Origin of the sequence: Shewanella sp. S1-49-MNA-CIBAN-0167, from assembly GCF_040310145.1 — a bacterium.
Lineage (GTDB): Bacteria > Pseudomonadota > Gammaproteobacteria > Enterobacterales > Shewanellaceae > Shewanella > Shewanella psychromarinicola.
On sequence record NZ_JBEOPO010000052.1, the window covers coordinates 20,739 to 32,541 of the forward strand.

The window sequence follows — 11,803 nt, forward strand, 5'->3', positions numbered from 1 at the left end:
TGGTTGCGATCTCTTTATAGGTGACTTTATGGTGACCGGGTCATTCTTATAGAGAAATAGCTATGCGCCACGTAAAATTAAGCAGCTTGCTGTTGCCGTGGCCAATAGTTTGCCGTCTTCAGTGGTTAATGTTGCTTCAGCAATGCCCAATGATGTAGACAAGTTCATCACGCTACCTTTGGCTAATAAACGTTGTTTTTGCGGTACTGGGCGGACCATCTTAATGTTTAAATCTATGGTTGAATAGCCGACACCAGCAGGCAAGGCTGAATGAACTGCACATGCCGTTGCCGAGTCTAATACCGTGGCGGCAAAACCACCATGAACGCCACCCATAGGGTTTAAGTGACGCTCATCAGCGAAGGCCTCGAAGGTAACCGATCCTTGGCTCACTTCAATGGCCGTCATTGGCATGGTTTTGGTGATGGAGGGAGCTGGGATATCGCCATTGAGCATGGCTTGCATTAATTGTAATCCGGTAAAGTGCTTCATGTTAACCCTTTGTCTATCTGAACAATCTGTAGCAATAAAAAAGGGTAAAGCTTGCGCTTTACCCTTTTTACTTTAGGTTTATAACCTAGGCAGCTAGGCTGCTTTTTCTCGCTTAGCTTTAGGCGCTAGTTCCGCGCGGAGCTCATCGGTATCGAAGTCATCAACGTTAATTGATTTCAAACGACCAATTTCAGCTCGTTCAAGTAAAGCGATTTCGCTGTCGCTTAACACACCAAGCGCTTTACCTTCTGCAGCAACTTTGTCTAACCACATAAATGGTAGACGTTTACCGGCAGCTTTACAGACTTTGTCATACAGTGGTTCTGCAGCTAGGATATCCTTAAACGTTTGTTCTTGGATACCAACAGGATTGAACTCAGATGGCGTCCAGAACTGGCCTTTACCTAAACGGTCACGGCTAGCACAGGGGGTTTGCATAATCTTAGCTACTTTGTGATCTAATACATCACTTGGACGCTTAATTGGACGACCGAATGGGAAGATCACCGCACGAAGCGCAATGCCTAAGCCCATTGGGAAGTTGTTAAGCAAGTCATCTAACGAATCTTGTAACTTGTATAACGAATCTTCAACAGCCCATTGCACTAACGGTAAATCTTCAGTTAAACGGCCATCGTCTTGATAACGTTTTAATGTGGCAGAGGTTAGGTACAGCTGACTTAACAAGTCACCTAAACGAGCAGAAATACGCTCTTTACGTTTTAGGTTGCCACCAAGGGTTGCCATCGCTAAATCAGATAATAATGCTAAGTTAGCACTGAAACGGTTCATCTGTTGATAATAACGTTTAGTTTTATCTGAGTAAGGGCTATTGGAGAAACGAGATGAGGTTAAGCCCATCCAGAAGCTACGAATGAAGTTAGATGTTGCAAAACCAATATGACCAAATATCGCGGCGTCAAAGTTAGCTAAACCACGGTTTGCATCCGTATCAAATGCAGACTCCATTTCGGCCAATACATATGGGTGGCAGCGTATTGCGCCTTGACCATAAATGATCATTGAACGAGTCAGTATGTTTGCACCTTCTACGGTAATTGCAATCGGTGCTGCTTGATAGCCACGGCCTAAATAGTTATTAGGGCCAAGACAAACACCTTTACCACCATGAATGTCCATTGCATCAATAACACACTTTTGCATTCTGTCGGTTAAGTGGTACTTAACGATGGCAGAAATCACCGAAGGTTTTTCACCTAAATCGATAGCAGTAGTCGTTAATGTGGCAACAGCATCCATTAAGTATGCGTTACCACCAATACGCGCCATTGGCTCTTCAATACCTTCTAACTTACCGATAGGTAATTTAAATTGGCGGCGAATACGAGCGTAAGCTCCAGTCGCTACCGCGGCGGTTTTTACTCCACCGGCTGAGTTTGAGGGTAGGGTAATACCACGACCCACTGACAAACATTCAACCAACATTCTCCACCCTTGGCCTGCCATTTCTGGACCACCAATAATGAAGCTTAATGGCACAAACACTTCGTTTCCGCGTGTTGGACCATTTTGGAACATACAGTTCAATGGGAAGTGACGACGGCCGGTTTCAACACCAGGAACATCCGTAGGGATAAGCGCACAAGTAATGCCTAATTCTTCTTTGTCACCTAAAAGGTGATCAGGGTCGCGTAGTTTAAATGCAAGACCTAATACGGTCGCGACAGGTGCTAACGTAATATAACGTTTGTTCCACGTTAGTTTCATGCCAAGAACTTCTTCGCCTTGGAATTCACCTTTACATACAACGCCGAAATCTGGGATTGAACCAGCATCACTGCCTGCTTCAGGGCTCGTTAATGCAAAACATGGCACTTCTAAGCCTTTCGCTAAACGTGGTAAGTAATGATCTTGCTGATCTTTAGTACCGTAATGTTGCAATAGCTCGCCAGGGCCTAGTGAATTGGGTACGCCTACTGTAGAGGCTAGTTCGCTACTCACGCCGGCCAACTTTTGTAACACACATGATTGAGCATAAGCTGAATATTCAAGACCACCGAATTTTTTCTTGATGATCATCGCGAAGAAGCCATGATCTTTTAAGAATTGCCAGATCTCCGGTGGTAAATCCCCAAGCACATGAGACACTTCATGTTGATTAAGCATTTTACAGACTTCTTCAACCGGACCATCTAGGAATGCTTGTTCATCGGCAGTTAACCGTGCTTTTGGGTAGTTGTGTAATTTGCTCCAGTTAGGGTTACCGGCAAACAAATCTGCTTCCCACCACGTAGTACCAGCTTCAATGGCTTCTTTTTCTGTTGAAGACATCTCTGGCATAATACCGCGATACACTTTTATCAGTGGGCGACTGATAAAATTCTGCCTGAATGATTTGATATTGAGTGGCAGTGCAATAACAATGAAAATAATCCATGCAATTACACCAGTAATGTCTAAAGTGCTACCGACAACGAGCACAATGGCTGCTGCAACTGTGGTTGATAGTAGGGATACCCTTAGGTATGCCATAGCGCCGAGCACAAAGATCATCGCGATGATCCAAAGTAGGGTGGTCAATGTACTTCTCCTTAAAACTATTCAAAATAGGTAATGAATAGCCCGTCAATTGTTGATCTTATTCACAGATTCGATCGTGGTCAGACCTGTGTCACGTAAAAGTTAACCTTATGCAGACTCGATTACAAGTGTTTTTCAAACAATTGTTTAAATATTTGTGTGACAGAAATATTCCACTCAATAAGCTTAGTATATACAATACGTTTATAAGAAGTGTTTAGCTCAATATGGCAATAAAAAGGCAAGGTTAATGTGTGAATTACTGGCGATGAGTGCCAATGTACCAACGGATATTGTATTTAGTTTTACGGGCTTAGCTGAGCGCGGTGGGGTAACGGGTCCTCATGTTGATGGCTGGGGGATTACCTTCTATGAAGGCAAAGGACACCGCACCTTTAAAGATGCTTGTCCTAGCAGTAAGTCACATATTGCAGAGCTCATTAAGTCATATCCAATTAAAAGTGAAATAGTGATCAGTCATATTCGCCAGGCAAATCGAGGCTGTGTGTCCTTGGTCAATACTCACCCATTTAGTCGTGAGCTTTGGGGCCGTTATTGGACCTATGTGCATAATGGTCAATTAACTGATTATCAGACTAAATTTATCGTGTCACGGTTTCAACCTGTTGGAGAAACTGACAGTGAACTGGCTTTCTGCTGGATATTGGAATCTGTGGTCAATAAATTTGGTGAGTATGAACCTGACAATATGAATGAGGTGTTTGAGTATATTGGCCAACTTGCCGATGAAATAAGACAACTAGGTGTATTTAATATGTTGCTCAGTAACGGCATAGACTTAATGACTTACTGTACCAATAATTTATGCCACATCACTCGCCGAGCTCCATTTGGAAAGGCAACCTTGATCGATACCGATGTGGTCATCGATTTTAGTCAAGAAACCACCCCCAATGACGTGGTGACAGTAATTGCCACCCGACCGTTAACCAATAATGAAAATTGGGTTATTTTACAGCCAGGTGAGTGGACGTTATTCCGTAAAGGTGAGTTAATCCGTCGCTAATTGCTTAATGTTGTCTAATTCTGACTCACTGATGCCTGCGTCATTTTCAGCATCTGCCACTAGTTTATCAAGCGCTGCTGAACCTTCATGCTCAGGACCATCAATGAGCACGGGGGTCATTGGTGGCAATGCTTGTTCAAATTGATAGCTTGCTAGCTGAATATCCAGTTGCTTGCTGCCTTTTGAAAAATGACTTAATCGCACCGGTAGATAAGCTAAATCTGGTGCCATCCAGAAAAATGTCTGTCTTTTGGTACTATCGCGAACAACTTCAACCTTAACCGTATCGTAAGTGCCGCTTTCTATGATGACTTTTTCTTTGCCTAATACTCTAAATTGATAGTCATCGACTTCTTTTTCTTTAACCATTTTATAATCTAACGGTCTTATATTTGCAGCGAGATCCATTCTAAATTGTAATTGCACCATTAAAGGATCAAATACTTTTTCTTCGTATGGCAGTTTTAATGCTTCCTGCTTATAGATGGTATGAATAAATTGTTGGGCTTTGGCAAATGCAGTCTGTTCTGTGTAATCACTGCCTGTACCTGTCCGTTCATGTATGTATCTAAATGGCACCAATTTACCATCTTCTAGGGTGAACTCGCTTTTAAGGTGACGTTGATCAGACAGTATGAATAAACTGACATCGCTATCAAAATGATAACTGTAAAAACCGCTATCGGTTGCAGGTAAGCGATAATTTGCTACACCTAATTCAATGCTGCCATAAAATACGTTGTATTTAGCGGTGTGGGCCGTCAAGGGTGATAAAATAGCCGCTTTTTGGATACCACTTAATGCCGCAGTTGGATTAACTTGTTCACCTTGTTTTCCGATAACAGCGGTTTGTGACACACCTAATGGCTCCGTCATCTCAGCATCTGAAGTCAGCGGTTGGTTGTCAGAGGCGTGTGCGAAAATCACAGGACTAATACACAAGATCAACGTGAATAAGCGAGTTAATTTATTTGCCAATGTATAATTACCTTAAAGTATAAAAACAGTTAACAATCTGATATTAAAAGGGTAATGTCATTACCAATGTGGCAATATCAGGTTTCCATTGATATTGAGACAATGAAATCTTGCCTGCGTTCACTTCTATACCTTCTAATCTTAATAATTCTTGTTGGGTTCGAAAAGGTTCAGTATTGTTAGCGAATGATATTTTTCCTTGGCTGTTAATGACACGATGCCATGGTAATGCTAATGATTGTGGTGCTAATTTTAGGGCTCGTGATACGTAACGCGCCCGTCCTGGTAATCCCGCTAAATCGGCGGCTATGCCATAAGGTAATACATTGCCTTTGGGGATGAGGTTAACAATAAACCAGATACGCTCCATCGAAGAAAGGGTTGCCATTACATTCCAAACAAAGATGCTTTAGACGCAATAATGATTAAATATTGAATATTAGGCAAGGATAATAAAAATAGCATCAAGTGTACAATCGCAATATAGGTGATAGCGAGGATATAATAACTGTATTATCAACGTTTAGAGTACCGTTAAGTAGATACATAAAAAGTGTGACACCGCGCCGCCGAGCACAAACAAGTGCCATATAGCATGATTAAAGGGAATACGTTTTCCAATATAAAATATCACTCCCAGACTATAAAATAAGCCCCCCGCGAATAATAAGCCTAAACCTACATCACTCATGTGTTGGTTTAAATCGCTGATTACGGTGACACATAACCAACCCATCACTAAATATAACACCACACTAAACGCTTTAAATCGCCCGATAAATAAGGTTTTAAAAATAATACCGCCAAGTGCCAACGCCCAAATGGCGATAAGTACCCTTGTAGCTTGTGGGCTTTGAAGGCTTATCAACATCATTGGGGTATAAGTGCCAGCGATGAGGGTATAAATGGCACAATGATCTGCCATCTTAAAACGGCGACGCCAAAGTGTTGTTTTACTTGAATGGTACAATGTTGAGGCCAAAAACAGCGCAATAATACTAATGCCATAGATAAACACACCGGCTAATTGTATGAATGATAAGTGTGCAGGGGCTTTGGTTAACATTAGGATTAAGCCGACTATTCCCGCTAAGATACCTAAGCCATGGGAAAGGCTGTTTGCTGTTTCTTCTTTGTGACAATAGTCAGAAGCAGTATGAGTTAAGTTATCTTGATGAGCTGACGATGTGGCTATGGATGAATTCATGATTGTCCGTTGTGTTGTTGAATGGAAATGAATCGAAATCAAGTCTAACAGTGTCCAACTACAATAGCATTAAATTGGTGAACACGTGTAAGCTGAATATGATCCTTGGGTCTACATCCGTTTGAACTGCTATAGCTGTAGTACAAAAAATAGCAAGATAGTTTGTTCATACAAGCTAATAATCTCGACGCTGCCACTGTAAAGGTTAGACATATGACGCAAACATTAAGGCTGTTCGTTGTGCTAAAACCCTATCGCAGGATAGCATGCAACAACCTTTTATGATGTACAGCTAACAGTGCATTGAGTTAAGTGAAGTGTCCATTGGTCGTTATGTTTAACTTAATTAATCTTACTGTGTGTCGCTTATGCGGTGATTAACGCTATACTATGGCAATGAAACCTGTATTACTTTATTCATAATTATTTTATAAGTATCCTATGGCCAATCCTACGCGAAATGTCCACGCTAACACTGATGAGTCCTCTGTGTGGGGTAATGAAACCGCTCAAGTTAATGAGATTGCTAAGATTGACTTTAATGAAGATATGACACCTTTTATTGATCCTCAACAACAGGATGTCGATGACAGTCAACTTCATGCTCATCAACAACGAGTTGCGAATAAGATTAAACTGCAATTATTGGGGGCAACTCAGTCTCAACATAATTTGGTAGCGCCTGGAATGACTGAGATAGATGCAGAAACAGAAACAGATACAGCCCCAATAGGCTCTGTTGTTAATAAGCTTATTACCCGAATAATGACATCAACAAATGCAATGATTATTGTTGTTACGGTACACGTGTTACTGATTATTTTTGCGAGCATTTATTGGAAAGTCGATGTTGGTGGTTTACTCGATATTCCGCTAACCGATGCCGCAAGTCGCAATCAAGCTAAGCCTTTACCCCCACTTAAAAGTTACCTCATCACCCAAGCCGAGTATGACAAATTGGTTGAGCGAGCTAATCTCAAATCGAATGCAACCAATAATACGGCAATAATAGATGTACCTGTTACTGAGGTTATCAATAATGATGTGGTACAAGCGCCTGAAAAGGCAATGTCTAGCACTGATCAGCGCAAGTAACCGTCACTGAGTTAGTCTTTCCGAGTTGGCACCCGTCACCAGTAATCTAGATAAGCTTGATTGTCTGCAAAAAGGTTAATGCTTCAATGTGTTGATTGGATCAAATTGGTTCTAGACCGCTTCGATACAGTAGTCTATTGATATTCTTGCTGCGCACTGACTTGTGATCAATACTGACTTGTGATCGATACTAGGTCGAGAGTGTTACCGGTAGCTAAAGCATCAGTGGCATGGCTTATGTGATAAAAGTGCAATAGCGGAGCAAAGTTTAAACGGTGTTAAATGAGCCTTTGCTTGTTTGTTGAACGGCAATGAATAGTCACTTCAATCAACGAAAATTGGTTGAAGTGTAATTGAGCTGAATATGCTCAATAAGGCGAAGCGGAGATTATACTTTTTTATACTTAAAACGGTGAACGACACTAGACCAGCATAATGCACAGATCATCCCACTGATTAAGCCGACAAAATGGGATTCAGTGGCAACTCGCGCATTAATCAATTGAGTAATGCTATCGCTCGCACCAAATAATTGCTCATATCCCACTTTGATGATGACACCGAGCAAGAGTAAATAACCTGAACGATAACCTCTGCGGATATCCATTACCGCGCCAAATACAAATAAGCCATGTAATAATCCACTTAGCCCCACATAGGCTTTCAAGCTAGGATAAAAAATATATAAGCCTATGCCCTCTAACAGGCATAAACTGAAAAAAAGCAGCAATAATTTACCGGCGTGCTGCTTATAATGAACTTCATGGAGGAAGATAATGACCCAGAAACCGGCTAAATTCATTAGCAAGTGCCATAAATTAGTATGCAGCAGGTTACCGGTGATTAATCGCCAAACTTGACCATGAGCAATTGCGTCATACTGATAACTGAAATACTGATCAGTAGGCCAAAATGAAGGCGAAGGTAAATCTGCCGCAAAAAGCCCAATACAAATGAGGCTGATCACCACAACAACATGATATAGGCCAACAGTGTTTGATTTATGTTTTAACAAAATATCCTCTATACTCACCGTCAAATTTCAGTCAAGCCAATTTGTTTTGAAGACACTGAGTTAACTGTAGCGCAAAAAGGTTATTTTGAGTTAACCCTATGTCGTTTTGGTATCTTAATGAAAAATAATGCAATAACAACAGAGGGATATTAAAGTGTAAACCTCTGTTGTTAGTTAAAGAGTGTGAACGATATGGTCATATTTTATTGTTTAACGATGTCATGACTGATTGACTATTTTGCAGATAATCATCTAAGCCTCGTTGACGCAGTAAACATGCAGGACAATCTCCACAGCCCTCACCAATAATACCGTTATAACAAGTTAACGTTTGTTGTTGCACTAAGGCTAATTGATGATATTTGTCTGCCAATGCCCATGTTTCAGCTTTATTGAGCCACATTAGTGGGGTAACGATTTTAATCGGTTTGTCCATACCTAAAGCTAAAGACGATTGCATCGATTGAATAAACTCGTTACGACAATCTGGATATCCGGAAAAATCCGTTTCACATACGCCAGTAATGATAACCTCACAACCAAGTTGATAAGCATAAATACCCGCTAAGGTTAAAAATAGTATATTACGCCCAGGCACAAAGGTATTTGGCAAACCATTATTCATCAAATCATGTGATACGGGAATGGCGTCACGCGTTAACGCAGAAATGGCCAACTCGTTTAACAAGGTAGCATCCATGACTTTATGGCTTGCTAATTTCAACTCTGTTGCCAATGATTTTGCCACTTCTATTTCTTGACGATGACGTTGACCATAATCAAAAGTGATCCCATGTACTTCATCATATTGTGATAAAGCTTGGATAACACAAGTAGTTGAATCTTGACCGCCACTGAAAACAACAAGGGCTTTAGTTGGTGGGTTTTGCTTTGCATCTGGCATGGATATACTCATTAACGTACTGAACTGACGGGTAAGATCGGTGTGATCAACGCTTAGTGGTTCAAGTAAATAGAAATGATATTTTACCTAAGGCAGACCCAACTGCAAAGCCATAGGTGTAAATACTTGCAGCTAATGGCAAAATACTCTATAAATGCCGCCCCGTTGAAAGTCAGGTAGCCGATACTTGTCGCTAAAAGTAAGGTAAACGATGAAATATCCCATTAACGAAGTATTTGAAACAATACAAGGTGAGGGCTCATATACTGGTGTTGCTGCACTGTTCGTGCGCTTACAGGGCTGTCCTGTGGGTTGTGCATGGTGTGATACTAAGCAAACTTGGGATGTATTACCTGAAAATAAAGTTACTGCGGATCAAGTTATTCAAGTGGATGGCACCCTCGGTCGATGGGCTGATCATACTGGGCAAACATTATTGCAAGCGTTCACAGAGAAAGGATTTACGGCTAAGCACATAGTGTTAACCGGTGGTGAGCCGTGCTTGTATGATTTAACAGAGTTAACTACCGACTTTATAGAGGCTGGTTATAAGATCCAGATTGAAACCAGTGGTACTTTTGAAGTGAAATGCCATGCTAAGGTTTGGGTAACTGTATCACCTAAAATCAATATGAAAGGTGGATACAAGGTGCTCGAACAAGCATTAAACCGCGCAAATGAAATTAAACATCCGATCGCCACAGAATATCATATTGAAGAATTAGATGAGCTATTGCGAAATATTGATGTCAGCGATAAAACCATTTGTTTGCAACCGATCAGCCAAAAGGCCCGCGCGACAGAACTTGCAATAAAAGTATGTATTAGTCGTAATTGGCGATTATCTATCCAAACACACAAATATTTGAATATCGATTAGCAGGTATTTATTTCAGGCACAATTGTGTCAACACAGTTGTGCCATAAAAAAGCCGTTGAACACAGGTTCAACGGCTTTTTTATGTTCGGATAGTTAACTCAGTAAACCTGTGTCATTAAACGCGGTCAGTTTTTCTCGATAGTGCTCAAAACAACCAATGTTGTCCTCAATCCATTGTGGATTGTAATAGGTATCTAGATAACGCTCTCCGGCATCACAAATCAAGGTCACAATCGAGCCTGTTTGACCGGCACTTCGCATCTGCGATGCCAGCAACAATGCGCCGTATAAGTTTGTGCCGGTTGACGCACCGGTTTTACGCCCGATGAGTTGTTCTAACCACTGAATCGTTGCGATTGAGGCGGCATCAGGGATTTTAATCATGCTATCAATCACACCAGCAATAAAAGACGGTTCAACGCGAGGTCGACCAATGCCTTCAATTTTACTGCTTTTATCACTAACCAGAGTGGCATCACCACTGTGAAAGTAATCATAAAATACTGAATTTTCTGGGTCAACGACGCACAGTTGTGTTTGTTGTTGTTGATAACGAATGTAGCGGCCAATGGTGGCACTTGTACCTCCAGTACCAGGGCTCATGACAATCCAACTTGGAATTGGATGAGGTTCTCTTTCCATCTGATTAAAAATCGAGTCAGCAATATTGTTATTACCCCGCCAATCTGTTGCGCGTTCAGCATAAGTGAATTGGTCCATATAATGACCCTTTAACTCAGTGGCTAACCTTTCTGATTCTGCATACATTTGACTGCCATTATCGACAAAATGGCATTGAGCACCATAGAATTCAATTTGTTGGATTTTTTTCTTGGCGGTAGTAGTTGGCATCACTGCGATAAAAGGTAATCCGAGTAATCTTGCAAAATAGGCTTCCGAAACGGCGGTGCTGCCAGAGGAGGATTCAATAATCGGGGTATCTTTTTTTATCCAGCCATTACAGAGCGCATACAGAAATAGTGATCGAGCTAAGCGATGTTTTAAGCTACCAGTGGGGTGAGTACTCTCATCTTTTAAATAAATGTCTATTCCATCAAGTTGTGGAAGATCTAATTTTATAAGATGCGTATCTGCAGAACGTTGATAATCGGCTTCTATTTTTGCGATGGCCTGATTGACCCAAGTAGATGACATGCAATTGCACCCGTTATTCCAAAAAGGAATAAATAATAACTAAAATACAAACTTAAGAGTAGTGTTTATCGACACAAGGAAACAATTATTATTGAATAACGGCGATGAAGGGCAATATTGTTGAGATCAGCTAATCACACAACAATTAGAACAACAATTAAAACAACAATTAGTGCACAAGTAACCCAGTAGTGAGTACAAGTACTACCACAATAAATAACACAATAGTTATCACAACAGATTGTTAGTACAACAGATTGTTAGTACAACAGATAGTGAGTACAACAGATAGTGGTGTAAACAGACTATAACTTGGATGACATAAATTGGTCTAGATGAGGTCGACAAAGCGCAGATAGGGAAATATTTTTAACAAGGGTAAATAAGCTACAGGACACAGTAATAAAACAGCGTTGAATTAAAGTAAGATGTAAAATGGTGGAGGGAGAAGGATTCGAACCTTCGAAGGCTGAGCCGTCAGATTTACAGTCTGATCCCTTTGGCCACTC

At 41.0% G+C, this 11,803-nt stretch carries 11 protein-coding genes; 3 read left to right on the forward strand and 8 right to left on the reverse strand.

What is annotated here, in order from left to right; translation table 11 throughout:
• Positions 1-60: 60 nt before the first annotated feature.
• Both AAEZ00_RS18670 and fadE read right to left on the reverse strand, forming a co-directional pair.
• Positions 61-492: a PaaI family thioesterase gene (locus AAEZ00_RS18670; protein WP_101031772.1), complete on the reverse strand. Its 432-nt coding sequence runs from the start codon at positions 490-492 to the stop codon at positions 61-63.
• Between the two features lie 93 nt (positions 493-585).
• A complete protein-coding gene (gene fadE, locus AAEZ00_RS18675; protein ID WP_351089411.1) occupies positions 586-3,033 on the reverse strand; it encodes an acyl-CoA dehydrogenase FadE in 2,448 nt (815 codons plus the stop codon).
• A 250-nt stretch (positions 3,034-3,283) separates the two neighbouring features.
• Here fadE and AAEZ00_RS18680 point away from each other — a divergent pair, with 250 nt between their 5' ends.
• Positions 3,284-4,060 carry a class II glutamine amidotransferase gene (locus tag AAEZ00_RS18680; protein ID WP_335687483.1) on the forward strand — a complete coding sequence of 259 codons (777 nt, stop codon included), beginning with the start codon at positions 3,284-3,286 and terminating at the stop codon, positions 4,058-4,060.
• On the opposite strand, the gene AAEZ00_RS18685 is transcribed toward AAEZ00_RS18680, so the two are convergent.
• The 3 genes from AAEZ00_RS18685 to trhA form a co-directional block, all read right to left on the reverse strand.
• On the reverse strand, positions 4,046-5,038 hold the full coding sequence (locus AAEZ00_RS18685) for a DUF3108 domain-containing protein (protein WP_233768533.1): 993 nt from the start codon (positions 5,036-5,038) through the stop codon (positions 4,046-4,048). The genes AAEZ00_RS18680 and AAEZ00_RS18685 overlap by 15 nt on opposite strands.
• Before the next feature lie 43 nt (positions 5,039-5,081).
• A complete protein-coding gene (locus AAEZ00_RS18690) occupies positions 5,082-5,426 on the reverse strand; it encodes an MGMT family protein (RefSeq protein WP_124011518.1) in 345 nt (114 codons plus the stop codon).
• Between the two features lie 135 nt (positions 5,427-5,561).
• Entirely contained in the window at positions 5,562-6,245 is a 684-nt protein-coding gene (trhA, locus tag AAEZ00_RS18695) for a PAQR family membrane homeostasis protein TrhA (protein WP_124011517.1), read from the reverse strand.
• A 441-nt stretch (positions 6,246-6,686) separates the two neighbouring features.
• Here trhA and AAEZ00_RS18700 point away from each other — a divergent pair, with 441 nt between their 5' ends.
• Positions 6,687-7,340, forward strand: a complete 654-nt coding sequence (locus AAEZ00_RS18700; protein WP_351076157.1) for a hypothetical protein — start codon at positions 6,687-6,689, stop codon at positions 7,338-7,340.
• A 388-nt stretch (positions 7,341-7,728) separates the two neighbouring features.
• On the opposite strand, the gene rrtA is transcribed toward AAEZ00_RS18700, so the two are convergent.
• Positions 7,729-8,355, reverse strand: a complete 627-nt coding sequence (gene rrtA, locus AAEZ00_RS18705) for a rhombosortase (protein ID WP_232772044.1) — start codon at positions 8,353-8,355, stop codon at positions 7,729-7,731.
• A 196-nt stretch (positions 8,356-8,551) separates the two neighbouring features.
• Positions 8,552-9,259, reverse strand: a complete 708-nt coding sequence (gene queC / locus AAEZ00_RS18710; RefSeq protein ID WP_124011515.1) for a 7-cyano-7-deazaguanine synthase QueC — start codon at positions 9,257-9,259, stop codon at positions 8,552-8,554.
• Between the two features lie 211 nt (positions 9,260-9,470).
• Between queC and queE the strand changes: the two genes are divergently transcribed.
• Complete coding sequence (queE, locus tag AAEZ00_RS18715; protein ID WP_124011514.1) at positions 9,471-10,139, forward strand: 7-carboxy-7-deazaguanine synthase QueE; 669 nt, start codon at positions 9,471-9,473, stop codon at positions 10,137-10,139.
• A 93-nt stretch (positions 10,140-10,232) separates the two neighbouring features.
• Here the strand turns inward: queE and AAEZ00_RS18720 are convergent, their stop codons facing one another.
• Complete coding sequence (locus tag AAEZ00_RS18720) at positions 10,233-11,294, reverse strand: PLP-dependent cysteine synthase family protein (protein ID WP_101031753.1); 1,062 nt, start codon at positions 11,292-11,294, stop codon at positions 10,233-10,235.
• Between the last annotated feature and the right edge of the window lie 509 nt (positions 11,295-11,803).

Coding starts and splice junctions, on each gene's coding strand:
- queC (WP_124011515.1), bottom strand. CDS start 9,259: ATGCCAGATGCAAAGCAAAACCCACCAACTAAAGCCCTTGTTGTTTTC.
- AAEZ00_RS18690 (WP_124011518.1), bottom strand. CDS start 5,426: ATGGCAACCCTTTCTTCGATGGAGCGTATCTGGTTTATTGTTAACCTC.
- AAEZ00_RS18720 (WP_101031753.1), bottom strand. CDS start 11,294: ATGTCATCTACTTGGGTCAATCAGGCCATCGCAAAAATAGAAGCCGAT.
- queE (WP_124011514.1), top strand. CDS start 9,471: ATGAAATATCCCATTAACGAAGTATTTGAAACAATACAAGGTGAGGGC.
- trhA (WP_124011517.1), bottom strand. CDS start 6,245: ATGAATTCATCCATAGCCACATCGTCAGCTCATCAAGATAACTTAACT.
- AAEZ00_RS18670 (WP_101031772.1), bottom strand. CDS start 492: ATGAAGCACTTTACCGGATTACAATTAATGCAAGCCATGCTCAATGGC.
- AAEZ00_RS18680 (WP_335687483.1), top strand. CDS start 3,284: ATGTGTGAATTACTGGCGATGAGTGCCAATGTACCAACGGATATTGTA.
- AAEZ00_RS18700 (WP_351076157.1), top strand. CDS start 6,687: ATGGCCAATCCTACGCGAAATGTCCACGCTAACACTGATGAGTCCTCT.